General features: G+C 68.9%; 21 protein-coding genes and 1 pseudogene. 12 read left to right on the forward strand and 10 right to left on the reverse strand.

Features of this window, described 5'->3' with window-relative positions:
• Window positions 1–60: 60 nt before the first annotated feature.
• Window positions 61–1,248 carry a low temperature requirement protein A gene (locus V1634_RS28395; RefSeq protein WP_331210789.1) on the reverse strand — a complete coding sequence of 396 codons (1,188 nt, stop codon included), beginning with the start codon at window positions 1,246–1,248 and terminating at the stop codon, window positions 61–63.
• Window positions 1,249–1,403: 155 nt separating this feature from the next.
• A pseudogene (locus V1634_RS28400) lies at window positions 1,404–1,547 on the reverse strand (MFS transporter); the annotation flags it as partial.
• A 131-nt stretch (window positions 1,548–1,678) separates the two neighbouring features.
• Between V1634_RS28400 and V1634_RS28405 the strand changes: the two are divergent.
• Together V1634_RS28405 and V1634_RS28410 are read left to right on the forward strand one after the other, a co-directional pair.
• The gene (locus V1634_RS28405) at window positions 1,679–2,050 is read left to right on the forward strand and encodes a YciI family protein (protein WP_331210790.1); all 372 of its coding nucleotides are present in this window, start codon (window positions 1,679–1,681) and stop codon (window positions 2,048–2,050) included.
• Complete coding sequence (locus V1634_RS28410; protein WP_331210791.1) at window positions 2,047–3,279, forward strand: RNA polymerase sigma factor; 1,233 nt, start codon at window positions 2,047–2,049, stop codon at window positions 3,277–3,279. Before V1634_RS28405 ends, V1634_RS28410 begins: the two co-directional genes overlap by 4 nt.
• 442 nt (window positions 3,280–3,721) lie before the next feature.
• On the opposite strand, the gene V1634_RS28415 is transcribed toward V1634_RS28410, so the two are convergent.
• On the reverse strand, window positions 3,722–4,963 hold the full coding sequence (locus tag V1634_RS28415; RefSeq protein ID WP_331210792.1) for a serine hydrolase domain-containing protein: 1,242 nt from the start codon (window positions 4,961–4,963) through the stop codon (window positions 3,722–3,724).
• Window positions 4,964–5,075: 112 nt separating this feature from the next.
• On the opposite strand from V1634_RS28415, the gene V1634_RS28420 reads away from it, so the two are divergent.
• Window positions 5,076–5,534, forward strand: a complete 459-nt coding sequence (locus tag V1634_RS28420) for a hypothetical protein (protein ID WP_331210793.1) — start codon at window positions 5,076–5,078, stop codon at window positions 5,532–5,534.
• Between the two features lie 143 nt (window positions 5,535–5,677).
• Window positions 5,678–7,240: a non-reducing end alpha-L-arabinofuranosidase family hydrolase gene (locus V1634_RS28425; protein WP_331210794.1), complete on the forward strand. Its 1,563-nt coding sequence runs from the start codon at window positions 5,678–5,680 to the stop codon at window positions 7,238–7,240.
• 168 nt (window positions 7,241–7,408) lie between these two features.
• Here V1634_RS28425 and V1634_RS28430 read toward each other — a convergent pair whose 3' ends face one another.
• Window positions 7,409–9,484, reverse strand: coding sequence for a glycoside hydrolase family 36 protein (locus tag V1634_RS28430; RefSeq protein ID WP_331210795.1), 2,076 nt, complete (start codon window positions 9,482–9,484; stop codon window positions 7,409–7,411).
• A gap of 537 nt (window positions 9,485–10,021) precedes the next feature.
• Here V1634_RS28430 and V1634_RS28435 point away from each other — a divergent pair.
• From V1634_RS28435 to V1634_RS28455, 5 genes are all read left to right on the forward strand, one after another.
• Complete coding sequence (locus V1634_RS28435) at window positions 10,022–10,786, forward strand: GntR family transcriptional regulator (RefSeq protein WP_331210796.1); 765 nt, start codon at window positions 10,022–10,024, stop codon at window positions 10,784–10,786.
• Between the two features lie 352 nt (window positions 10,787–11,138).
• Entirely contained in the window at window positions 11,139–12,440 is a 1,302-nt protein-coding gene (locus tag V1634_RS28440; protein ID WP_331210797.1) for a D-tagatose-bisphosphate aldolase, class II, non-catalytic subunit, read from the forward strand.
• Entirely contained in the window at window positions 12,437–13,690 is a 1,254-nt protein-coding gene (locus tag V1634_RS28445; protein WP_331210798.1) for an SIS domain-containing protein, read from the forward strand. Before V1634_RS28440 ends, V1634_RS28445 begins: the two co-directional genes overlap by 4 nt.
• A gap of 5 nt (window positions 13,691–13,695) precedes the next feature.
• Window positions 13,696–14,673, forward strand: a complete 978-nt coding sequence (locus V1634_RS28450) for an N-acetylglucosamine kinase (protein ID WP_331210799.1) — start codon at window positions 13,696–13,698, stop codon at window positions 14,671–14,673.
• A gap of 10 nt (window positions 14,674–14,683) precedes the next feature.
• Complete coding sequence (locus tag V1634_RS28455) at window positions 14,684–15,649, forward strand: DMT family transporter (RefSeq protein WP_331210800.1); 966 nt, start codon at window positions 14,684–14,686, stop codon at window positions 15,647–15,649.
• A gap of 148 nt (window positions 15,650–15,797) precedes the next feature.
• On the opposite strand, the gene V1634_RS28460 is transcribed toward V1634_RS28455, so the two are convergent.
• From V1634_RS28460 to V1634_RS28485, 6 genes are all read right to left on the reverse strand, one after another.
• Window positions 15,798–16,565, reverse strand: a complete 768-nt coding sequence (locus V1634_RS28460; protein ID WP_331210801.1) for a hypothetical protein — start codon at window positions 16,563–16,565, stop codon at window positions 15,798–15,800.
• Complete coding sequence (locus tag V1634_RS28465; protein ID WP_331210802.1) at window positions 16,550–17,116, reverse strand: RNA polymerase sigma factor; 567 nt, start codon at window positions 17,114–17,116, stop codon at window positions 16,550–16,552. The genes V1634_RS28460 and V1634_RS28465 overlap by 16 nt, the downstream gene beginning before the upstream one ends.
• Before the next feature lie 53 nt (window positions 17,117–17,169).
• A complete protein-coding gene (locus tag V1634_RS28470; protein ID WP_331210803.1) occupies window positions 17,170–17,343 on the reverse strand; it encodes a hypothetical protein in 174 nt (57 codons plus the stop codon).
• Between the two features lie 97 nt (window positions 17,344–17,440).
• Window positions 17,441–18,424: an NADPH:quinone reductase gene (locus V1634_RS28475; protein ID WP_331210804.1), complete on the reverse strand. Its 984-nt coding sequence runs from the start codon at window positions 18,422–18,424 to the stop codon at window positions 17,441–17,443.
• Window positions 18,424–18,726, reverse strand: a complete 303-nt coding sequence (locus V1634_RS28480; protein ID WP_331210805.1) for a hypothetical protein — start codon at window positions 18,724–18,726, stop codon at window positions 18,424–18,426. The genes V1634_RS28475 and V1634_RS28480 overlap by 1 nt, the downstream gene beginning before the upstream one ends.
• A 29-nt stretch (window positions 18,727–18,755) precedes the next feature.
• Window positions 18,756–19,289, reverse strand: coding sequence for a TetR/AcrR family transcriptional regulator (locus V1634_RS28485; protein WP_331210806.1), 534 nt, complete (start codon window positions 19,287–19,289; stop codon window positions 18,756–18,758).
• A gap of 658 nt (window positions 19,290–19,947) precedes the next feature.
• Between V1634_RS28485 and V1634_RS28490 the strand changes: the two genes are divergently transcribed.
• The 3 genes from V1634_RS28490 (at window position 19,948) to V1634_RS28500 (ending at window position 24,104) form a co-directional block, all read left to right on the forward strand.
• Entirely contained in the window at window positions 19,948–20,991 is a 1,044-nt protein-coding gene (locus tag V1634_RS28490) for a beta family protein (RefSeq protein ID WP_331210807.1), read from the forward strand.
• Window positions 20,992–21,109: 118 nt separating this feature from the next.
• Window positions 21,110–23,233 (forward strand): GmrSD restriction endonuclease domain-containing protein, encoded by a 2,124-nt coding sequence (locus V1634_RS28495; protein WP_331210808.1) that lies wholly within the window; start codon window positions 21,110–21,112, stop codon window positions 23,231–23,233.
• 106 nt (window positions 23,234–23,339) lie between these two features.
• Complete coding sequence (locus V1634_RS28500) at window positions 23,340–24,104, forward strand: nucleotidyltransferase domain-containing protein (RefSeq protein WP_331210809.1); 765 nt, start codon at window positions 23,340–23,342, stop codon at window positions 24,102–24,104.
• Window positions 24,105–24,164 lie beyond the last annotated feature (60 nt).

Below are 24,164 nucleotides of genomic sequence, written 5' to 3' on the forward strand. Positions count from 1 at the left end.
CCGACGACGTCACACGTCAATATGGATGGGCCTCACTAAATATGACTCGAGGTGTGGCGTTCACCAACGGGTACAGATGTTCCACCGGGTGCGATACACCGGCCGGCCGAAGTGCGGGACGAAGGCGATCACCATCATTCCGGCGGCTATGACGGCGTTCATCGCGAGTGGCGGCAGCTCTCGGGTCAGCAGCGCCGTCAGCACCAGACCGACGACGCCGATCGGCAGCCGCCACAGCATCGCCCGGAACACCACCAGCGCGTACACGGTGCGGCCGGCGAGGAAGACCACCGGCCCGGCGACCACCACGGCCAGTTGGGTGGGATCGGCACTGCCGGTGGGGTCCTTGGCCACGATGTCACCACTCGCGGCGACCAACACGACGCCCGCCACCATGATCAGATGCGCATAGGCAGCGGCCAGGGCGATCCGGCCGGGGTTGGTGGCCCGGTCGATTCCGGTGGCGAAGTGTTCGGCGACGTAGACGATGTAGATCCGCCACATCGTCACGGTCATCACGAAGAGCAGGATCACGCCCGCCGTCCTCAGCGAGACGAACGGAGGGTCACCGTACTGCCGCACCCCGACCAGGATGATCTCACCCAGGGTGACGATGAACATCTGTCGGTAGCGTTCCGACAGGTGCTCGCCGCCTACCCGGAGTTCCTCGACACCCGACCGGCCGAGCCGGGGCAGCGGATAGCCGAAGAGACCGACCGCGAAGTCCGTTATGACCGCGACCGCCCAGAAGACCAACCGCCAGGTGCTGGGCAGGAACGCGCCGACCAGCCACAGCACGCCGGTCAGGCAGAACCAGACGAGCACGCGCATGGCCCGGATCCGCAGCGCGTGCCCGCGCAGCGCGGTGATCAGGATGAGTCCACGGAAGATGTGCAGGCCGACGTACGCCCCGGCGAAGGCGATACCGTTCGGCCCCTCGAAGGCGCTGCTTACGGCGAGGGACATCAGCAGTCCGCCGAGGAGGACGCCGACGACGATCAACTGGACCAACGGCAGGCTGGGGTCGTACCAGTCGGTGGTGTACGCCGTAACCGTCCAGACCCACCAGATCGCGGCGAGCAGGACCAGGGTCTCCAGCACGTGGTCCCAGCCGAGGGCGCCGGTCAGTCGGTCGGAGAGCCGGGTGAGTGCGACGATGAGGCCCAGGTCGAAGAGGAGTTCCAGGTAGGAGATCCGGCGGGGAGTCTCCTGACCACGCAGGATCCACCCCGACCGAGCCTGCGGCACCACTCCTCGTCTCTCCGACAAATCTGTCCGAATTAATACCATGTTCGGAGAGTCACCACGCCGCCTTTGCGCAGACAATCCCACCAGCGCACCATGCGGCCGGAAGGCCCAGCCGCCAGTTCCCGGTCTCCGACATCGACGCCGCCGACCCGGCGCGCTCCGACGACCGACAGCACCGCGAACGCGGCTCCGCCGATCATGAGCAGCCGTCGGCGCCCGATCCGGTCACCGAGGGTGCCCATCGTGATGACCAGGCCCGCCACCATGAGCCCGTAACTGTCGCTGATCCAGAGCGCCTCGCGGTCCGGGTGATGCGAGGCTGAAGAACTCGTCCGATCGTCCGGGCCCGGGATGTCAAGCCGACGGCGGCGGCTCCGACCAACCGGCGCAAGGGCCCGAGCCGGGCTCGCGAACCACGAGGAGTACGAAGATGAAGTTTCTGATCAGCCTGCATATCAACCCGGCCGTGCTGGACGCGCTGACCGCGGAGGAGACGGCGGCGATCGGCGAAGGTCACGGCAGGTTCATCGAGGCGCTGAAGGAGTCCGGAGAGCTGATCAACACACTGGCGTTGGTCGACCCGTCCCAGGCGGCCGTGGTGGCCGTACGGAACGGCCAGCCCGTGGTCACCGACGGACCGTTCGTGGAGTCCAAGGAGTATCTGGGCGGTTTCTACCTGGTCGACTGCGAGAGCCGGGAGCGGGCGATCGAGCTGGCGTCGCAGATTCCGGACAGCGCGATCGAGGGCCTGGGGGTCGAGGTGCGGCAGGTGATGTTCGCCGACGGACAATTGGAGGCATGACAGCACGAGCTTTCGAGGACCTGCTGCGCGAACTCGCGCCGCAGGTCCTCGGCGTGCTGGTACGCCGGCACGGTCAGTTCGAAGGGTGTGAGGACGCCGTGCAGGAGGCCGTCCTCGCCGCCAGCGTGCAGTGGCCGGTGGAGGGTGTTCCGGACAATCCGCGCGGCTGGTTGCTGACCGTCGCGACCCGGCGGCTCATCGACGAGATGCGCAGCGACCGCGCGCGCCGCGAGCGGGAGTCGGCCGCCGCCCTCGAACTGGCGCCCGAGGAGGTACCGGACACCGACGACACGCTCGTCCTGCTGTTCCTGTGCTGCCATCCGACGCTGACCCCGGCATCACAGATCGCCCTGACGCTGCGGGCGGTCGGCGGGCTCACCACCGCCGAGATCGCCCGCGCCTTCCTGGTACCGGAGGCCACGATGGCGGCCAGGATCAGCCGGGCCAAGCAGCGCATCAAGGCTGCCGGCAGCTCCTTCAGCCTGCCAGAGGGTGCGGAGCGGGAGGAGCGGTTACGGGCCGTCCTACAGGTGCTCTATCTGATCTTCAACGAGGGCTACACCGCCTCCTCCGGCGCCGACCTGCACCGTGCCGACCTCGCGCACGAGGCGATCCGGCTGGCCAGACTGGTGCACGCACAGCTTCCCCGGGACGACGAGGTGACCGGGCTGCTCGCGCTGATGCTGTTGACCCACGCTCGGTGGCGAGCGCGTACGACGCCAACCGGTGACCTGGTGCCGCTGGACGAGCAGGACCGCACGAAGTGGGACCGCGGACTGATCGACGAGGGCACCGAGCTGGTCAAGGCGTCGTTGGCCGGCCCGGCGCTGGGGCCCTATCAGCTACAGGTCGCCATCGCCGCCACGCACGACGACGCGACCACCGCCGAGGAGACCAACTGGCGGCAGGTGCACGCCCTCTATCTGATCCTGGAACGGATCGCGCCGAATCCGATGGTGACCCTCAACCGGGCGATCGCGCTCGCCGAGATCGAGGGACCGTCGGCCGGACTGGCCCTGCTCTCCACACTCGACGGTGACGGGCGGATGGCCGGGAATCACCGGCTGCTGTCCGTACGGGCGCATCTGCTGGAGAGGATCGGCGACCCGGTCGGGGCCCACGAGCACTACCGGCGGGCCGCGAAGTCCACCGCCAGCCTCGCCGAACAACGCTACCTGGAGTCCCGGGCCGGCCGGGTGAGAACGGCGATCCAACCCGGGTACCGCTGAAGTCCCGGCTCGACCGAGGCCGCTACCGGTCGAAGCCGCCACCGGTGAGCCTTTCCATCGTGATGTCGCAGCTCGGGGTGGGTCGGTCGTGGGGCGGTGGGGTGGGGCTCCCGGTAAGACGGCAGGCGACCAGGACCCGACGCCCCGGATCGGGAGCCCCCCGCTCGGATGTCACCCTGTCCTCGTACGGTGGCATACGGCTACCTCGCCGTCATCAGCGCACGCGTTCCCATGCGAACAGCGGACTCGATCACGAACGCCCAAGTAGTCCTCGTCGTTGATTCGTCGGGGGTCGTGTCCATCGCAGTGAGGTCGTTGAGGTGGAGGCTGGGTCATCGCGCAGGAGAAGGGTGATCAGCTCATCTTCAGTGTCGCGGAGCCGCGGGTTTCCGGCGGTACCTGCACCGCGCAGGTTAACCCGAGCGGTGTGGGACGATGACGCCTAAAGCCCGCGGGACGTCGGCAACCACCCGTCCACTGTGGTGATGGTGATGCTCCTGCCGCTGGCGGTGGTGGCTGGCGGCTGGTTCCCGCACATCGCCTGGACGACGAGGGTGGTGATCGGTTCGGTGGGGTCGCCAAGCCACGGCGTGATCGATAGGGACATTTGCGCTGTGGCGTCATCGGTGCTGACTGCGTAGGTGAGATATCCGGGGATGCTGCCGTCGTGCCCCCACAGAGTGGTGCCGCATGGCAGCACCAGCCGGTAGATCCCGAGTCCGTATGCCATCGGGCCGATCGGGTCGGCGAGCATCTGTTGCAACTGTGCCGGCTTGAGTAGCCGGCCGCCCAGCAAGGCGCGGTAAAACGTGTTCAGGTCGGCCGTGGTGGAGATGATCTCGCCGGCCGCGGCACTGATCGATGGGTTGAACGCGGTGATGTCGACCGGTACGTACTGCCCGTCGCGGAGCATCGCGACGTAGCCGTGCGCGTGCGGGCCCCGGATGTACGGGTAGGTGCCCGGCAGCGTGGTGTCGTGCAGCCGTAATGGCCGCAGGATGCGGCGGTGCACCTCCTGCCGGTAGTCGTGGCCGGTAACCCGCTCGATGACCAGGGACAGCAGGATGTAGTTGGTGTTCGAGTACCCCCACGACGTGCCCGGTTCGAACTGCGCCGGGTGCCTGTTGGCGATGGCGATCAGCTCCTGCGGCGCGTACGTCCGGAAGCGTTCCCAAACAAGGCTCTCTGGGGGAAAGATGACGTGCGGAAGGATCTCGTTCGTGAAGTTGTAGATGCCGCTGGTGTGTTGCAGCAGATTCCGCAGGGTGATCTGAGCGCCGCCCGGGATCACACCAGGCAGCCACCGTTCGACCGTGTCGTCCAGGCGTAACCGTCCCTGGCCGACGAGTTGGAGCACGACGGTGGCGACGAAGGTCTTGGTCACGCTGCCGACCCGGAATCGCCCATTCAGGGGAACCGGCAGCTCGGCACCGAACCGGGCCGAGCCGCTGCTGGCGCGCCAGACGCCGTCCGCGTTGCGGAGTTCGACCAGGGCGCTGATCGGGCCGCTGCTCACCGCCCGGTCCAGGATCGCCTGCAGGTCTGGACGGTCGACCTGCCGCGCCGGACCGGCGGCGGACCGGTCGGCATCGACGGCTGCCGCGGGAGCGGCCCGCGTGCCGCCGACAGTGGTGGTGAGTGCCGCTCCAGCGCTCGCCCGTAACAGTGTGCGACGTGTGATCATGACGCTCCCCGTGCGGTCGGGTGGCCCTGCAGCTGGCCGCTCTGCGCTCAGACTAAGCGGTCCTCTTGGATAGGTTGTCGAGGGCTTGCGCGGTTGTCTGGGTTCGGGCTTCGTGGGCGGCGATGCGTTTGAGGAGGGCGTCGAGGGCGTCGGCCAGGTTCGCGGCACGGCACAGCGGCCTGTGGTGTTCCGCCCGGACACCGACACAGGAAGCCCTCGGCGCCAGCCGCGACTGCTCGGCAGCGGCAGCGATAACAGAATTCAGCGGTTCGATATCCTAGAAATCGATCCGGTTCTCTCCACTGAAAAGTGTTATCAGGCCATGCGGTCGACGTCGGGTTATCCGGAGTACGGCATCGTGGGTCGCACGGATGCGCACCCCGGCCCACGCATTGATGTTCACCCCTTGAATCCCTCGAAACAGTCTGGCAATATGCCGTACATCCCGCCTGAGCGGTTCCCCCATGTCTCACTTGATGCCCGTGAGGCCATGCGGCCGGTCATGTTAGCGGTAACACTGTTCGGTTTCCGCACCACCGGGAGGACAGAACGAGGCACGGCCCGGCAATGAATCCGCCCATGCCGTCACACCGAAATGACGGACGGCGTCGCCGGTCACCCCACACTTCTGTGCCGCCAGGGAATGCGAGGAACCCCACCACCGCCACGCGTGGCACACCCGCCCCGTGTGGTTTCGGGCAAAGGAGAAAGACTATGGATGTCGTGGCGCAGGCGCCACCAGTCACGCCGGCTCCAGAACCGGCCTGCCAGGGTACGGTCCGCGTCCCGCGACGCCGCTGGCGGTCCGCGCTCGTCGTCGCCGTGGCCTCCGCCCTCGTCGCTACGGCGGCGGTCGCCTTCGGTCCGGCTCCGGCGTCGGCGGCGACAGTCGACACGAGCGCGTGGTACGTGCTGGTCAACCGCAACAGTGGCAAGGCCCTGGACGTGTACAACCTGGCCACGAACGACGGCGCGCGGATCACCCAGTGGGCGCGCAACGACGGCAACCAGCAGCAGTGGCAGTTCGTCGACTCGGGCGGTGGCTACTACCGGCTGCGGTCGCGGCTCTCCAACAAGGTGCTGGACGTCTACAACTTCTCGACCGCCAACGGTGCCAACATCGTGCAGTGGGCCGACAGCAACGGGACCAACCAGCAGTTCCGACTGGCCGACTCCGACGGCGGCTACGTCCGGTTGATCAACCGGAACAGCAACAAGGCGGTGGAGGTGCAGGGCGCCTCGACCGCCGACGGCGGCAACGTCGTGCAGTACGACGACTGGAACGGCACCAACCAGCAGTGGCAACTGGTCCGGGTCAACGGCGGCGGCACCCCCACCACGCCGCCGACGACGCCACCGCCGACGGGCAGCTGCAATCTCCCGTCGACGTACCGTTGGTCGTCGACGGGTGCGCTCGCGCAGCCGAGGTCGGGCTGGGTGTCGCTGAAGGACTTCACCCACGCTCCCTACAACGGCAGGCAGCTCGTCTACGCGACTACACACGACACGGGAACGACGTGGGGCTCGATGAACTTCGGCCTCTTCACGAACTGGTCCGAGATGGGTTCGGCGAGCCAGAACGCGATGCCGTTCTCCGCTGTCGCGCCGTCGCTGTTCTACTTCGCCCCGCGCAACGTCTGGGTGCTCGCCTACCAGTGGGGCGGCCCCGCCTTCTCCTACCGGACCTCGACCGACCCCACCAACGTGAACAGCTGGTCGGCGCACCAAACGCTCTTCACCGGCAGCATCTCCAACTCCAGCACCGGCCCGATCGACCAGGCGCTCATCGGCGACAGCACCAACATGTACCTCTTCTTCGCCGGGGACAACGGCCGGATCTACCGGGCCAGCATGCCCATCGGAAACTTCCCGGGCAGCTTCGGCGCCAACTACACCACCATCATGACCGACTCGACGAACAACCTCTTCGAAGGCGTCCAGGTCTACAAGCTCCAGGGCCAGAACCGGTACCTGATGCTCGTCGAGGCGATCGGCGCACAGGGTCGCTACTTCCGCTCGTTCACCGCCACCAGCCTGGGCGGCACCTGGACCCCACAGGCCGCGACCGAGAGCAACCCCTTCGCCGGCAAGGCCAACAGCGGCGCCACCTGGACCAACGACATCAGCCACGGCGAACTGATCCGCAGCAACGCGGACCAGACCATGACCGTCGATCCCTGCAACCTGCAACTGCTCTACCAGGGGCGCTCCCCCAACTCCGGCGGCGACTACGGCCTCCTGCCGTACCGGCCGGGTCTGCTGACCCTGCAACGCTGACGGCGTGACACGGGCGCGGGGTACCCGGGCATCGTCGACTCCTCGTCGTCGAGACAGGACACCGGTACCCCGCGGAGCCACCGCAGAATGCCGTACCGGCGGTGGGAGATCAACCGGATCTCCCACCGCCGGCACCTCCGCTCCGGAAGGCGCAACGGTCCGATCAGGTCAGCCGACGGGCTCGGCCACGACGAGCTGGAACCTCTCGAAGGTCAGTCGCACCGTGTTGTGCCTGGCATCGACGGTGCCGAGCGAGACGCCGTGGAACGGGTCGGTCAGCCGGTACCTCCCCCGGCCCAGGCCGCGCAGCTCGACTGTCCCGTCCCACCGGTCGGCGTAGAAGGCGTAGTGCAGGGCCCCGCGCTTGGTCACCACGTGCGCCTCGGGCTTGTCGAACCCGACGTCGTACAGGTCGCCCCGGTACTCCCCGGCGGGCAGCATGTTCTGCTGGTACAGGCTCACCCACTTGCGCCAGAGCGCATCCTTCTCCGGGGTGAGTACGTTCTCCTCGTCCGGGCCCGCCGGGTAGGTGAACTTGGTCGACAGGACGGCGCCCACGCCGTAGCTCGACGCGAAGTCGTCGCCGCCGTCGCTCAACTCGACATGGTCGCCGGCATAGCTGGCGCCCTCGCCCATCAGCGCCTTCATCGTCTTGCCCTTGGTCCGCACCTGGTACGACGAGGTCGGGTCAGAGCCCGGGTACTGGTCGATGTAGGGCAGGTTGTGGAAGGCGAAGGCGGTACCGCAGGGGCAGAGTTCGACGACCGCGTTGCGGTTCGCCTTGTGCGCGGCCTCGTACACCGCCTTCCAGAACTGCGCCAGGCCCTCGGTCGATTCCTCGGGGCGGGCGTGCCCGTGCGCCGGGTTGTAGCAGGGTGTGACGCCGTTGAGGTGCTGGCCGTCGATCTTGAGTCCCTCGTAGCCCCAGTCCCGGACGAACCTCTTCACCTGTCCGACGAAGTAGTCCACTGTTGGCTGGTACGCCGGGCACAGCGTCCAGGCGTTCCACCAGGTCACCTTCTGCATCTTGCCGTCCCGGTCCAGCAGGAGCATGTCCGGGCGTTCCTTGAACAGGTTGCTCTCGGGATCGGCCGCCAGCGGGGCCCACCACAGCCGCGGTCGCAGTCCGGCGTCCTTGATCTGCTTGGTGAAGGCTCGCATGTCCGCCTCGCCGCGCGGGAACTTCTGCGGGTTGAGGTCCCAGTCGCCCTCGTTGGTCTGCCAGCCGTCGTCGAGGACGGCCCACTTGAGGCCGACCTCGCGCACCTTGGGAAGCGTCCCGATGACCTGCTCGACAGTGAAGTTGCGCTCGTAGCCCCAGGCGCACCAGATGGGGTCGAAGGCGGACTTCGGCGACCTCGGGGCCCGCTGGCCGATGTCGCTCATGTAGTCGCGATAGCGCTGGAGCGGCACGAAGTGGTCGCCAGGGTGGGCGGTCAGGAAGGTGGTGTCGGTGCCGAGCTGCTGGCCTGGCTTCAGGGTGCCCGGGGTGTCACCCTCGACGGCGATGCTCGCGCCGTCGGGCGTCTTGCGGACCGGTAGGCGCAGGATCCTCGCCACGGGCTCGACGTGTCCGACGGAGAGACCCGCGCCCCGACGCCAGACGGTGGCCATCGGGGTACCGCCGCCGTAGTCGGAGGAGTCCATCCCCAGCGAGTTCTTCTGGTCGAACCCGTCCGGCACCGGCTGCACCCAGTCGCGACGGTCCTCGTAGGTGGTACCCGAGAAGGTGTAGAAGCCGCCGGGCTTCTCCAACAGTTCGTGTGCGTTGCTGCGCCACCCGGTGACCGTCAGCTCGGTACCGGAGATGTTGGTGTAGGTCACCCTCATCACGATCATCCCGGTCAGGCGCTGGAAGGAGGTCAGCTCGACCGTCTTGCGTACGCCGGCCGTGGAGTCGCCCCGGACGGTCACCGTTACGCCCGCGCCGTGCCGGGGGTGCCGGGTCCGGCGGGTCTGGTGTCCGCGGTAGCTGAAGTCGGTGATCGTCGTACCGGCCAGGATCAGGGCTTCGCTGGCGTCGAAGCGCGTGACGTCGACGCCCTTCAGAGCCACCCGGGTGTGCAGTCTGTCGTCGAACTCCAGGGTGATGGAGGTGTCGCCGACCCCGACGACATCGGGATCACGGTTCGGTGCGGCGGCTGCGGGTGTGGCGCCCACACCCGTGGTCAGGGCAGGCAATGCGGCCAGGCCGGCGCCGCCCAGTGCCACCTTCAGTACGCTCCGCCGCTTCATCTCGGTCATGTCGAACTCTCTTTCGGGCTCGTTGCGCAGTCCTCGACAACCAGGCGCGCCGTCCGCTCGCCGTTGATGATCATCTCGGTCGGGCGACGTCGAACGTGCCGGTACGGCCTGCGGTGTCGAAGCGAGGTCAGGATGGTCCGACGGCGGCGTGTCCGGGTGGCCGCCGAGCTGGTCGACCCGGCTCGACGTCGCATCCAGCAGCAGCGGGGCGCCGCCGTCCGTTGGACTGCCACACCGCCGTCTCGGTCACGGGTGGACGCACTGAGCAGACCGGAGGGGTGTCAACCGTCGACCCGGCACGCTGGCGGCGACAGGATCGAGCAGAAGCTCACTCATCGAGCATTCCCCGTTCGCTGCGGGATGGTCTGCTCGACGAACGTAAGTGGTATAGTCTTGGCTTGTCAATGGCCGGTTCTCGGTAGTTTTCTGGTTTGGCCCCCGTGGCCCGATCCGAGGCGGTGGGCCGCCCGCAGGCGACCGGCCGCAGGATCGACTGAACTGGTATGGTTGGCTGGTATGACTGTTGCGAGGACGCGGATGCCCCGTGGCCTGTTCGCCGACGACGCGCTTCCGCTCTACGAGCGCACCGCCGGACAGCTACTCGACGACCTACGCGCCTCCGCCGCCCGCGCAGGTGACCGGTTGCCCTCCGAACGGGCGCTGGCGACCCGGTACGCCGTCTCGCGCGTGACGCTTCGCGCCGCCCTCGCCGACCTGGAGGCACGCGGCATCGTGCGACCGGCGTCCTCGCGCGGATGGTTCGTCGCCGACCTCGACCAGTTCCCCGAGCCGGCGACGGCGTCCACCACGGCAACCCCCCAGGTGCAGGGCCTCGCCGACTTCGCCCGCCTCAACGGTCTGACGCCGAGCAGCCGGGTCCTCTCCGCCACCGTTCGCCCGGCAACGGTGTCCGAGGCCGAGAGTCTCCGCATCGCTCCCGGCGCCGACCTCTTCGACCTGCACCGCCTGCGCTTCCTCGACGGCCTGCTGGTGGTACTCGAACACAACCGGCTGCCGTTGGCGGCCTGCCCGGCCCTGGCCGACACCGACTTCAACACCGCCTCGCTCTACGCCACCCTGCGCGCGGCGGACCCGCCGCAGACGCCGCGGGTCGCCGACTACTCGTGCGAAGCCCGCCATCCGACGCCCCGGGAGATCGAGCTGTTCGAGATCGGCGAGACCATGCCGATGCTCGTCGCCACCACGCTGACCTTCAACCAGGCCGGCCGCCCGATAGAGCTGACCACCCAGGTCTACCGGGGGGACCGCTACCGCTTCCGAGCCTCCATCACCAATCGGTGATGACAGCCGCCCGGCGGTAGCCGGAACAGGGCCGGCAACACCCGCTGGTCGACCCGTTGGCGGCGCCGCCTGCCCGAAGACTGCCTCCGCCTGCCCGAAAACAGCCTCGCCTGCCCGAAAACAGCCTCGCCTGCCCGAGGACAGCCGTTGGCCGTCGCAGCTGTCGAACACTTCGGCCGCTGGCACGGCCGGCCCTCGCCTCGCCCCGGGGAGCGACGACGGGTCGGCCCCTGGTCGGCTCCGGTTCTCCCTGTGTCGTACCAGATTACGACCAGGCAGACAGTAGCCGACCAGAGCGAATACCAGTATGGTCCATTACCAGCTTGGGAACGCCGAGGAGGAGGAGCCGCCCGTGAACAACCCGCTCGACACGGTCATCGCCCTGCACAAACGGGGGGAACCGGTCGGCATCACGTCGATCTGCTCCGCCCATCCCCTGGTCCTGCAGGCCGCGATGGCACAGGCCCGGGAGGACGGCGACCTGCTGTTGATCGAGGCGACCTCGAACCAGGTCGACCAGGACGGCGGCTATACCGGTATGCGACCGGCTGACTTCCGCGACCTGGTGTACCAAGCCGCCGACCGGGCCGGGCTGCCTCGCGAGCGGGTCGTCCTCGGCGGCGACCACCTGGGCCCGAACCGGTGGCGTTCGTTGCCGGCGGAGCAGGCCATGGCCCGCGCCGACGTACTCGTGGCGGCGTACGTCGAAGCGGGGTTCACCAAAATCCATCTTGACTGCAGCTACCCCTGTGCGGACGATCCGACCCCGTTGACCGACGAGGTGATGGCCGCCCGGGCCGCCCGGATGCTCGCGGTCGCCGAGAAGACCGCCGCCGCGATCGGCCGGGCGGGGGAACTCCGGTACGTCATCGGCACCGAGGTCCCGGTGCCCGGCGGCGCCGAGGAGACGATCGATGAACTCCTGCCCAGCACCGCCGAGTCGGCCCGCGGCACCCTGGCCCGGCACCGGGCGGCCTTCGCCGAGCAGGGGCTCGAACAGGTGTGGCCCCAGGTGATCGCCCTGGTCGTGCAGCCGGGCGTCGAGTTCGACCACCTCCGGGTCGTGGACTACGACCGGGACCGTACCAAGGACCTACAGCGGGTCCTGGACGACGAGCCGACGATGGTCTTCGAGGCCCACTCCACCGACTACCAGACCGTCCCGCGACTCGCCGCCCTGGTCGAGGACCACTGGGCCGTGCTCAAGGTCGGGCCCGGCCTGACCTTCGCGCTGCGGGAGGCTCTCTTCGCGCTGGCCGCGATCGAGGCCGAACTCGTCACGGAGCAGGACCGCTCGAACCTGCCGGAGGTGGTCGAGCAGCGCATGCTCGCCGAGCCCGGACAGTGGACGAAGTACTACACCGGCGGCGCCGCCGAGCAGCGCCTCGCCCGGCGGTACAGCTACAGCGACCGGATGCGCTACTACTGGCCGGACCCGGAGATCCAGGACGCGCAGCGGCGACTGCTGGCCAACCTGACCGGCCGGGACATCCCGCTGCCGCTGCTCAGCCAGTACCTTCCCGACCAGTACCGGCGGGTCCGCGACGGCACCCTCGGCAACCATCCCGTCGAACTCGTCCTCGACCACATCCGCGACGTCCTGCGCGGCTACCGCCAGGCATCCACCCCCGTGCGACGGAGGCGGGCAGCATGAGCATCCTCCTCGGCCACGACCCTGAGCACCTGCGCCGGCTCGGCGCCCTCGACACCAGTCGGGAGATCACCCAGCAGCCGGCCGTCTGGCGGCAGATCGGCCGGCTGGCGGCGGAATCGGGTACCGCGACCGCCACGTTTCTGAAACCGCTGCTCGAACGGCCCGAGCTGCGCATCGTGCTCACCGGTGCGGGCACCTCCGCGTACGTCGGCGAGGTGCTGGCGCCGTCACTACGCCGGCGGCTCGGTCGCCGGGTGGAGGCGGTCGCCACCACCGACATCGTGGCCGACCCGCTGGCCTGCTTCGCCGAGGACGTACCGACCCTGCTGGTCTCCTTCGCCCGCTCCGGTGACAGCCCGGAGAGCGTCACCGCCCCCGAACTGGCCACCGAGGTACTGACCGACTGCTGGCACCTGGTGGTGACCTGCAACGGGCAGGGGAAGCTCGCCCGCCAGCACGCCGACCGGTCGACCTCACAGGTGCTGCTGCTGCCCGAAGCCGCCAACGACCGGGGCTTCGCGATGACGTCCAGTTTCACCGGCATGGTGCTGGCCGGCCTGCTGGCCCTCGGCGGCCCCGACGATCCCCTGGTGGAGCGGCTCGCCACCACGGCCGAGCAACTGCTGGGCACCCGGCCGGCCGCAGCCGCCGACCTCGCCGCCCGGGGCTACTCCCGGGTCGTCTACCTCGGCAGCGGTGCCCTGCACGGCCTGGCCCGGGAATCCGCCCTGAAGGTCCTGGAGCTGACCGCCGGTCGCGCGGTCGCGCTGGCCGAAACCGCGCTGGCCTTCCGGCACGGACCGAAATCCGTGCTCAACGACCGGACCCTGGTCGTCAGCTACGAGTCCAACGACCCGTACACCAGCCAGTACGACCGGGACATGGCCGCCGAGCTGTTGCGGGTCATCCCGGAGCGGAATCTCGTCACCGTGACCGGCCGCGGTGGGCGGCGAGCCGGGGACGACGGCAACACCTGGCTCCTGCCCGACGTCGGTGACGTGGACGACGCCGCGCTGGCGCTGCCGGCGGTGATCTGCGCGCAGCTGATCGGCCTGCACTTCTCCCTGGCGCTCGGCTGTACCCCCGACAACCCCTTCCCGGGCGGGGAGGTCAACCGGGTCGTCCAGGGCGCGATCATGTACCCCCTGGGCGGGCAGCCCACGGCCGGGCCGACGACAGGTCCAGATCACGGCCGTCCCGGCCCGGACGGCGGCCGAGCCTACGCCGGCAGCAACGCCACACGGAGGTGAGACACATGTTCCTCGGCGTGGACGGCGGCGGCACCAAGACCGCCTTCTGCCTACTGAGGGCGGACGGCACGATCGTGGCCCAGGCGACGACCGCGAGCAGTTACTACTTCAGCGAAGGCATCGACCTGGTCACCCGGGTCCTCAAGGAGGGCGTCGGCGCCGTCTGCGCGACGGCCGGCATCACCCCGGCCGGGATCGACTTCGCGTTCTTCGGGATCCCGACCTACGGCGAGGTCAGCGGCGACATCGCCACACTGGACGCGCTGCCACGGGAGATCCTCGGCCACCACCGGTACCGGGTCGACAACGACATGGTCTGCGGCTGGTCCGGCTCGCTGGGCGCCGTGGACGGCATCAACGTGATCAGCGGTACCGGGTCGATGACCTACGGCGAGCGGGCCGGCCGTGGTCTGCGCGTCGGCGGCTGGAGCGAACTCTTCGGCGACGAGGGCTCGGCGTACTGGATCGCCATCCGGGGCCTGCAGGCGTTCTCCCGGATGAGCGACGGTCGGCAGCCCGCCGGCCCGCTCCTGGACGTTCTGCGCGACCACCTGAAGCTCACCGCGGACCTGGATCTGATCGACGTCGTGCTGAACCGGTGGCAGGGCGATCGTGGCAGGATCGCGGCGCTGAGCGCCCTGGTCACCGGCGCCGCCGACCGGGGCGACGAGGCGGCCACGGCGATCCTGGCCGAGGCCGGCCGGGAACTCGCCCTCCTGGTGGAGACCACCCGTAGCCGGCTCGGCTACTCCGCCGACGAGCAGGTGCAGGTCTCCTACTCCGGCGGCACCTTCAACGCACCACAGGTACGCGAGGAGTTCCGAGCGCACCTACACACGCTGCACGACCGGTACGACCTTCGTCAGCCGATGTACCCACCGGTCGTCGGCGCGGCGCTCTACGCCGCGAAACAGGCCCGCAGCCCGCTCCGCGCAGACGCGCTCGAGCATCTCCGGACCGCCCCGCCCGCCACCGCTGCCTGAGGAGGCGCAGATGCCAACGACTATCTCCCGCATCAGCCGGAGCTGGATCCCGTACGCGGGACTGCTCGTACTTTTCTGGGGCGTCTGGGGAGCCTTCTCCGCCGTCCCGACCAGCGACTACGGCTACCCCGACGGCATGGTGTACGTGGTCTGGTCGCTGACCATGATCATCCCAGCCGTCGCCGCGCTGCGCGGCAACCGGCTGGACCGCCGCCCGATCGCCGCCGCCTACGGCCTACTGGTCGGGCTGACCGGTGCCGGCGGCCAGTTGCTGCTGTTCAAGGCGCTCACCATCGGCCCGGCCTATCTGATCTTCCCGCTGATCGCGCTGTCTCCGGCGATCACCGTGCTGATGGCCATGGCACTGCTGCGGGAGCGCATCCCACGGCTCGCCATGGTCGGCGCGGCCGCCGCGCTGGTCGCGGTCGTGCTGTTCAGCGTCAGCGACGGCGACGGATCCGCCACCGGCGGGGCGTGGCTGATCCTGGCCATCGTGGTCTGCGTCGCCTGGGGTGTGCAGGCCTACTTCATGCGCAAGGCAGCCACGGTCGGGGTCAACGACGCCACCACCTTCACCTGGATGACGATCAGTGGCCTGCTGCTGGCGCCGATCGCCATCTGGATGGCCGGCGGCCTCGCGCTGGACGCCCCATGGCAGGCACCGTCCCTCGCCGCGGTCACCCAGCTGCTCAACGCCGTCGGCGCGCTGTTCCTGGTGATGGCGTTCAGCCGGGGCAAGGCCTCGATCGTCGCCCCCACGACCAACGCGCTGGCGCCGGTACTGACCGTGGTGCTCTCGCTGGCCGTATACCAGAAGGTGCCGTCGGTCTACGCCACGATCGGCATCGTGCTGGCCATCGTCGGCTCCACCCTGATGGTCTACGCCGACGAGAAGCGCGGCGAGGCGGTGGCGGCGGGTGCGGCCAGCCCGACCACGCTCGACCGGGACGGCACGCCGGACGTCGCCGTACCGTAATCGCCACACCGATCCCGGCAGCCGCCGGTCCGGACCCGGTCCGGACCGGCGGCCGGATCTGGCGGGCGGCGCGAACGGGATCGGGCGGTGACCGGGTCGGTTCCGTCCGGCTGTGGCGACCCGCCGGGGCCGCCACAGCCGGAGGTACTCAGGGCAGTTCGGAGGGGCGGTAGCTGGTCGTTCCGTTGGCGGTGTGCACGAGCACCGTGAGGCGGTCGACCTCGCCACCCTCGGGCCCCGGCCACCACGCCGCCCACCAGCCGGCCCGCACACTGGCCTGGAAGAGCCTGCCATCGTCGAGCCGCACGTCCACCCCGGTGACACCCGGGCCCACCAGGCCGATGATGTTCGACCACATGCTGTCGCCGCTGCCGACGGAACTCATCGTCTCCAGGTTGACCATGCTGGCCGGCGGGGCGGGCAGGGGGCGGCTGTCGGCCAGTGCCATCGAGGCGAACTGGTCCTCGCCCACGCTCAGGCACTCCACGACGTTGCCGCTGCTCTTCTTCAGGATGAGCAGCGTCGCGACCCCGCGCTGTTCGGCCAGGAGCACGTCGGCCGGGCGTACCGTCGACGAGCCACCGACCTCGTTCGCGCCGCACGCCCGCGCCTGCGGCAGCACCTGCTCGCCAGTGCGCGAACTGGGCGTGGCCGTCCAGGAGGCGATCGCCTTCTCGGCCGCCCCCGGCAGCAGCGCGGGCACGACCAGAGCCGCGACGACGCCCGCCGCCGCTGCGGCAGCGCCCACCCCCAGCCAACGCCGCACCGGCCGCTGGGCCGACTTCCGGGTGACCCCACCGGCCATCACCCGCTCGACGAACGCCTGCGATCGCGCCCACTCCAGCTCGGTGGGCGTACGCTCCCGCGCCGGGTCGAGCACGGCCAGTTGCTCCAGGTCCTTCATGCTTGGGTCCACGACTGCTGCTCCTTGAGCGGATGGGGGCGGAGAGACGGGCGGGTGGCCGGTCCGGCCGGTTCCAGGGCGGCCTGGAGTCGTCGTCGCGCCCGGCCGAGCCGCATCGCGAACGTCGACCTCCGGCAGCCCAACACGACGGCCGCCTGCTCGGCGGTCAGACCGTCGAACGCGACCAACGCGAGAACCTCACGGTCCGCCGTACTCAGGGCGACCCAGGCGCGTCCCAGGTCGATCCGCACCGCCGCACCCGAGGATTCGTCGGAGAGGTCGCGCGCCTCCAGCGAGCCCAGCCGTACGTCCAGCGCTCGGCGCCGTAGCCAGCCGCGCGCCTGATTCGCCATCGTCTTACGGGCCACCGCGAAGAGCCACGGCCGGGTGTCGTCCGGCAGTTCGTCGAAGCGCCGCCAGGCCGTCAGAAAGACCATCGACACGATGTCCTCGGCCTCGCTGGTCGGTACCCGCCGCTCGACGAAACGCAGCAGATCCGCGTACGTCTCCAGGTGCAGGGCACGGAACCGCTCCTCCCGGCCGCCAGGGTCAGCTTCGCTCATCTGGGTTTCCTTCGTCGTCCATACCCCCTACCTGTCCGGCTCGGCGTCCGCTGTCACACGCCGGTCGACCGGCGCAGCGGCGATGGCCAACGGAGTGCGCCGTAGAGGTTCGTCCGGCGCACCCGGAAGGCCTCTCCGCCACCGGCCTGGTGCAGCACCTGACGTACGGTCTGGTCGGCGAAGGCACCCGGTTCGGCGAACTGGAGCTGCTGGTGGGGACTGATCACCGCGGTACGGGAACCGGCTGTCCAGATCACGGTCGTTCCAACGGTCCGGGCCGCTCGCGCGGCGGTCGGGATCGTACGTACGCCCCCGTCCCGGAGCTCATGCGATGTCGAGGACGACCCGGCCGCTGGCCGAACTCGTCTCGGCCAGCTCGTGTGCCTGGGCGATCTCGGTCAACGGCAGCCGGGCGGCGATCGGGTAGCGCAGGTCGCGGTCGACCAGCGCGGCCGTCAGTTCGGTCGCGGCGGCCTCGTTCGCCGGCTCCGGGAAGTCGTCGTTGCTGAGGAACCGCACCGTGATGTTCTTGAAGCCGAGCGGCCAGTACGGGATCCGCGGCTCCGCCTCGCCGGTGGCGTAGGTGGCGATCACGCCGCCGTACCGGAGGATTTCCAGGTTGGTCGCCAGGTTGGCGTCGAACGCCAACTCGGCCACCCGGTCGATCGGTTTCCCACCGGTGCGTTCGAGGATCCGGGCGGCCACGTCACCGCCGGCCGTGGAGACCACGTGGTGCGCGCCTGCGGCGAGTGCCGGTTCCATCTGGGCCGGGTTGCGTACCGTGGCGATCACCGTGGCGCCGCCCCGGCGGGCAACCGCCAACGCGGCCCGGCCGACCGCGCCGAGGGCACCGGTGACGAGCACCCGTTGCCCGGTCACCGGCCCGTCGCCGAAGATCGCCCGGTGGGCGGTGATGCCCGGGATGCCGAGTCCGGCCGCCTGCTCGTCGGGCACGCCGGCAGGCAGCGTCACGGCGTGCCGGGCGGGCACCACCGTGTATTCGGCGGCGGTGCCGAAGGGGCGGTACGACTGGGCGAGGTAGACCCAGACCCGTTCACCGACCCGGGACGGGTCGACGCCGGGTCCGACCACGTCGATCGTTCCGGCGCCGTCACCGTGCGGTACTACCCGGTCGAACGGCATGGTGGATCCCCACCAGCCCTGTCGTTTGCCCAGGTCGCCGACGTGGATTCCGGAGACCGACACCCGGACCCGGACCTCGCCCTCGCCCGGCCACGGATCGGGCAGCTCACCGACCTGGAGCACCTCGCGGGCCGGGCCCTGCCGGTCGTACCACGCCGCGCGCATCAGGCACCCACCGGTTCGGCGGCGGTGCCCTCCTCGACACTGATCACCTCGTTGATCAGTGAGAAGAACGCCTGGATGCCGGGCTCGTCCGCGCCCCGGCGCCGGGACTCGGCGAAGTCCTCGGACGAGCGCCAGAAGACGATGTCCAGCCATTCGTCGGCGGCCAGTCGGATCAGGCGCGCGCCGAGGAAACCGGCGCGACCGGTCTGGAAGTCGCGCAGCATCGCCGGACGAGTGGCCAGCAGAGCGTCGGCGTGTGCCGCCGACACGCGGAAACGGGTGATTTCGACGGTGGTGGTCATGGCTCCTCGATCGTTTCGGGTACCGGAGATCAGCCCTTGTGCCCCAGCACCAGCCCGAGTTGGCCGAGCAGGGCGGCACGGAATCCTTCGGGCGAGGGCGTGGGATGGTGTTGGACGCGGGTGACGATCAGTCCGGCCAGGGCGGTGAGCAGGAGATCCGTCACGCCTTCGGCGTCGTGGGCCAGGGTGAACTCTCCTCGTGCACTGCCTTCCCGTACGGCGGCCAGAAACGGCGCCCGATAACGCAGCCACACTTCCGTGCTGTACGCGCGGAGTTCGTCGTCCCGCATCGCGGACCGCCAGAACTCGACGAGGATCTGCCGGACGCTCTCCGAGTTGTGCAGGCTCCGGTCAACCAGCGCGACCAGTCGGCGCCACGGATCGGCTTCGGCTCCGGCCACCGCTTCCAGGGCCTCCACCTCCCGGTCGGTGAAGACCTCCATGGCCTCGATCACCATGTCCTCGCGGGAACCGAAGTACGTCTGCAGGGTGCTGATCGCTACGCCACTGGCCGCCGACACGTCCGCGAACCGCGTGTGCTCGTAGCCACGGGCCGCGAGCACACCCCCCACCGCTTCCAGGACGCGAGTCCGCCTCCCCCCGCCCGCACGTCTCCGCCGAATCACCACGGCGGCACACCTACCGGTGGGAGGTTGTGGCTCCGGCGGGACACGGATGGGAGGCGTGCGGGGCGGAACATCTGAGCCTTTCCTGACCGGGCTAGGCGGCACGGGGCACCGGCGTCGACGGCGGACGGAGATCACCAGCGGACCTGTCGGTGCCGTCGCGACTCGATCCGCCGAATCGCCGGTCACCGCGCGATGCCTGAGCGTCGATGCTGCCGGCTCCAACCAGGGTGCCGGCATGGGGGTACGGTACCGCCGTACCGGGCGAGGTGAAGAAGCATGCCTGCAAGTGTTATGTAGAACACCCCAGTTTGCCCGACTTGCACGAACCCGAATCGTCGACTCACCCGCTGCGGCCATCCGACGTCGGGTACGGCCGGCACCGTAGTGAGTTGATCCCAGCCGCAGGCCCGCCAAGGTGGCCCGGATTCCAGTCGGGAAAACAGCGGCTCCCCCGGTCGTCTGTCAGGAAAACCCAGCCGCTGGCGTGCCCACTGGGCCGATTACCGACAAGACGAAGAGTTGTCATGTAACTACCTAGGGTCAATGATTGAGCTGAGTAGGTGAACCAGGGACAAATCCCAGGGATGGACTCATGGTCACGTACAGGCCGATCCTCAAAGGCAGGGACGGCGAGTTCAGCGCGATCGCGCACCTGTCCCCGGCCTTGGTGCCGGATGTATTGCCGATCTTCGAGGTGGTTCCGACGTCCGACGGCCCGACGAAGGATGCCTACCGGTTCGGCAACAAGGCACGCGAGTCGCTGCCTCCCGATATGACGATCGCAGTTGACGTGCGGCATCTGGCCGACACGACCGACGGCCTGCGTCGACCAGTACGGGACATCGCCGAGGACCTTGCCGCCTGGCTGATCCCGATGCTGCCGGTCCTGCACCTGTACGACAGCCCCTCCCGGCTGGCTGACGTCCGGTACGCCGCGACTCTGCACAACGACCACGCGGTTCTCCGGCTGAGCGGCAACAGCCATGACCCGGACAGCACGGAGACCGAGGAGGAACTTGATCGCCTCCGTGATCAGACCGGCCTGACGATCGAGCAGTGTCACCTCGTCCTCGACGTGTCCGAGGTACGCTCCGCACGGGATCTGACCAGGGCGGAACCACTTGTCCGCAAGCGTGTGTCCTGGGCGGAACGCTACCCGTGGAACTCGGTCACCGTCGCCGCAGGTGCCATGCCGCAGAGCATCTCGCGCCTCCCGGTCAGCAGAGCCACACCGGTACCGCGCTGGGACCTGCATCTGTGGCAGCGCTTGGCGGCTCTCGGCGTGCACTACGCGGACTACGGCATCTCCCATCCAGCGGTGACCGGACCAGGTTGGCGCCCCATGCCGAGTCTGCGCTACACGGACGACGAGGTGTGGTGGATCTACCGCTGGCCACAAGCCGCGACCGAAAAATCTGTGATGTACGACCTTTGCAAGGCGCTCGTTGCCTCCGACCACTGGGCGACAGAAGGAAGAGAATTCTCCTGGGGAGATGACCAGATCGCCGCGCGCGCCAACGGCGTCGGCGGGCCGGGCAACGCCACGAACTGGCGCGCCTGGACGACATCTCACCACCTGGCACACGTCGTAGCCCAACTGAAGAGACTGGGCCACGCCGGCGGCTCCAAAGCCTGACCGAGGGTATCGGGACCACGGATGGCGATATTCAACCGAACGAGTACATCCCGGTGCGGACCAGCAGACGTGAGCCGCGCCGATCGGTTGATGGCGATCAGCGCACCCAGGCCGCAGGATGGCGAGGGCTTTGGGAGTCCATGTCACCGCCGTGCCGTTCCTGGGGGATCAGTTGAAGGCGAACGAAACGACTGTCCGCAATCTACTGCAGGGCGAGAAGCAGTACGTCGTTCCGCTCTACCAGCGCCGCTACAGCTGGAAACGCCGAGACCTCGCCCAACTGTGGGCCGATGTCATGCGAGTGGCCGAGGTTGGCGACAACGCGACCCACTTCCTCGGCTCGGTGGTCCTGGCGCCCAGTCCGACCAACACCCCTACCGGCATCCAGAGCTGGCTCGTCGTGGACGGTCAGCAACGGCTGACCACCCTCAGCATCCTGCTGTGCGCGATTCGCGATCACGTCCACGAGTCCGACCAGCAGTTGGCGGCCAAGATCGACGACATGTACCTGTTCAACAAGTACGCCTCGCGGATGGAGCGGTACACACTGTTGCCGACCAAAGCCGACCGGGCCGCATGGCTGGCGTTGGTCGAGCGGAAACCGGGCGCGGGCGGTGAGGATCGCATCGGCGAGGCGTACCGCTTCTTCCGCGCTGCGCTCGTGCAGGCCGACGATCCTGACGACGACCACGATCTGATTCGCATCGAGCAGGCCGTGGCGGCACGGCTGAGCCTGGTGGAGATTGCCGCGCATCCCGACGACAATGTGCACCGCATCTTCGAGTCCCTGAACTACACAGGTCAGCCGCTGACGCAGGCCGATCTGCTGCGCAACTACCTGTTCATGCGGCTCCCCGCCCGTGGAGACCACGTGTACGAATGGCAGTGGTTGCCGTTGCAGGAGTTGCTCACCGACAAGCAGCTCGAGGCGCTCGTCTGGCTGGACTTGGTGCTGCGCGGTGACGATCGCGCTACGCAGGAGGCGATCTACCATTCACAGCAGCAACGGCTCAGTCAACTGCCGGACGAGGCCGCGATCGAAGGCTGGATCGTCGATCTGCACCATAAGGCACGGCTGTTCCACATGATCCTCACGCCGCGAACGGTCGCGGAACCGCACCTGCGGCGGGCGCTCGACCGGCTCGACCGCTGGGGCGCTGCGGTGGTTCACCCGATCGCACTGCATGTGCTCCTGGCACACGAGGCCGGTCGTCTCAGCGCCACCGAGGCGGCCGGGGCACTGCGCGTCGTTGAAAGCTACCTGATCCGACGCATGATCGCCGGCATCGCCAGTACCAACACCAACCGGGTCCTGATGTCTCTGGTCAAGGATCTCGGCGAGCAGGTGCCGTCAGCCAAGGCGATCACCCGGGCGCTGTCCGGTGTCCGCAAGAAGTTCCCCACCGACCAGCACATTCGCGACGCCGTGCTGGTCAACAGCTTCTACTGGTTAGGCCGCGGGCCGCAGCGCAGCTACGTACTGCGCTGCGTTGAGGAGGACTACGGGCACAAGGAGCCGATCGACTTCGACACGGCCCAGCTGACCATTGAGCACGTGCTGCCGCAGTCGCTGACCGACGAGTGGCGGGAGATGCTGCGCCCCGGCCTGCAAGACGGCGAGACCGTCGAGGAGCTACACAGCTCCCTGGTACACACCCTCGGGAACCTCAGCCTGACTGCGTACAATCCCAAGCTGGCCAACGACGCGTTCGTGGTCAAGCAGAAGATTCTCCGGGACAGCGGGCTGGCAATGAACCGGGAGATCGCCGACGCACTGCGGTGGGGCCGCGCGGAGATCCTGGCTCGCGGTCGGGCACTGGCCGACCGCATCATCCGTATCTGGCCCGGCCCGGACGAATCGGCCGCCGCCGTCCCGGCAAGCCCTCGCTGGTCGCTGATGAACCAGGCCCTCGCCAGCATTCCCGCTGGCCGATGGACGAGTTACTCGGACGTCGCCGAGGTCGTCGGTGTGTTCCACCGTAGTGTCGCCAGCCGCCTCGCCAGCGTCCAGGTTCCCAACGCACACCGGGTGCTGAAGATCGACGGTGCGATCTCCGCCGAGTTCCGTTGGCCTGACCCCGAGCGTCGCGACGACCCGAGGACAGTGCTGGAGGCAGAAGGTGTGCGCTTCGACGACGCCGACCGCGCGGCGGCCGAGCAGCGCATGACCGCGAGTGAGCTGGCTCGCGAGGTCGGCCTGGACGCCATTGGCGACGGTGAGGCGGAGAGCGGCGATTCGTAACACCGCAAAGCCATGACTTCGGTGGGTCAGAGAGCATGGCCGCTGCGTTGACCAACATTGGTGTCGGCGGCGGCGTCGGTGGATGGGCTGTCGCTAGGGTGACGGCGTGATCACCGAGTTGGACGAGGGTGTCGCCCGGACCTGCGAGACATATCTGCGGCTCGCCGACCGGTTCGCGCCCGGACTGGTGGAGGGCCTCTATCTCCAGGGGTCGATCGCGCTCGGTGACTACCGGCCGGGGGTGAGCGATGTCGACTTCGTCGCGGTCACCGGTCGGGTGCCCGACGGCGATGCTCTGCGGGCCATCCATGCCGACCTTCGCCGCCGTCACCGCAGCCCCGCCTTCGACGGTCTCTATGTCGGATGGGACGACCTGCGTCGCGATCCCACCCGGGTGGCCGCCGGCCCGGCGGCGCACGAGCGGCGGGTGGAGCTGGCCTCCCGCTTCGAACGACACCTGGTCACCTGGCACGTCCTCGCCCAGGCCGGGGTGCCGGTACGCGGCCCGGACGTCGCCGACCTCGACGTGTACACGGACTGGCCGTCGCTGGCCGAGCTGACCAGGCGCAACCTCGTCGAGTACTGGACGCCGTGGCTGCGCCGCAGTGCGCGGAGCCCGGTCGGCCTGACCCCGTGGGCGACCGCCTGGGGGGTACTCGGGGTGGCACGGCTACGGCACACCCTCACCGCCGGACACGTCACGTCGAAGACCGACGCGGCGGCCTACGCGCTGGACACCTACGGCCAGCGGTGGCACCGGGTGGTTCGCGAGGCGCTGCGGATCCGCGTCGGTGGGCAGCCGTCGTACCGCAACCCGTGGCGGCGCCGCGCCGACCTGATCGGCTTCCTGACCGAGGTACTGCACGACTGACCAGTGCCACTTGGCCGGTGCGACGGACGAACGGACCCGCGCTCGTCGTCTCGCACGAAC

Source organism: Plantactinospora veratri (assembly GCF_036421995.1).
In the GTDB taxonomy this organism is placed as follows: Bacteria; Actinomycetota; Actinomycetes; order Mycobacteriales; family Micromonosporaceae; genus Plantactinospora; species Plantactinospora veratri.

Bases quoted from the DNA above. Each gene is read 5' to 3' on its own strand.
- V1634_RS28405 (WP_331210790.1), top strand. From the start codon at position 1,679: ATGAAGTTTCTGATCAGCCTGCATATCAACCCGGCCGTGCTGGACGCG.
- V1634_RS28410 (WP_331210791.1), top strand. From the start codon at position 2,047: ATGACAGCACGAGCTTTCGAGGACCTGCTGCGCGAACTCGCGCCGCAG.
- V1634_RS28415 (WP_331210792.1), bottom strand. From the start codon at position 4,963: ATGATCACACGTCGCACACTGTTACGGGCGAGCGCTGGAGCGGCACTC.
- V1634_RS28425 (WP_331210794.1), top strand. From the start codon at position 5,678: ATGGATGTCGTGGCGCAGGCGCCACCAGTCACGCCGGCTCCAGAACCG.
- V1634_RS28430 (WP_331210795.1), bottom strand. From the start codon at position 9,484: ATGACCGAGATGAAGCGGCGGAGCGTACTGAAGGTGGCACTGGGCGGC.
- V1634_RS28435 (WP_331210796.1), top strand. From the start codon at position 10,022: ATGCCCCGTGGCCTGTTCGCCGACGACGCGCTTCCGCTCTACGAGCGC.
- V1634_RS28445 (WP_331210798.1), top strand. From the start codon at position 12,437: ATGAGCATCCTCCTCGGCCACGACCCTGAGCACCTGCGCCGGCTCGGC.
- V1634_RS28450 (WP_331210799.1), top strand. From the start codon at position 13,696: ATGTTCCTCGGCGTGGACGGCGGCGGCACCAAGACCGCCTTCTGCCTA.
- V1634_RS28455 (WP_331210800.1), top strand. From the start codon at position 14,684: ATGCCAACGACTATCTCCCGCATCAGCCGGAGCTGGATCCCGTACGCG.
- V1634_RS28465 (WP_331210802.1), bottom strand. From the start codon at position 17,116: ATGAGCGAAGCTGACCCTGGCGGCCGGGAGGAGCGGTTCCGTGCCCTG.
- V1634_RS28475 (WP_331210804.1), bottom strand. From the start codon at position 18,424: ATGCGCGCGGCGTGGTACGACCGGCAGGGCCCGGCCCGCGAGGTGCTC.
- V1634_RS28480 (WP_331210805.1), bottom strand. From the start codon at position 18,726: ATGACCACCACCGTCGAAATCACCCGTTTCCGCGTGTCGGCGGCACAC.
- V1634_RS28490 (WP_331210807.1), top strand. From the start codon at position 19,948: ATGGTCACGTACAGGCCGATCCTCAAAGGCAGGGACGGCGAGTTCAGC.
- V1634_RS28495 (WP_331210808.1), top strand. From the start codon at position 21,110: ATGGCGAGGGCTTTGGGAGTCCATGTCACCGCCGTGCCGTTCCTGGGG.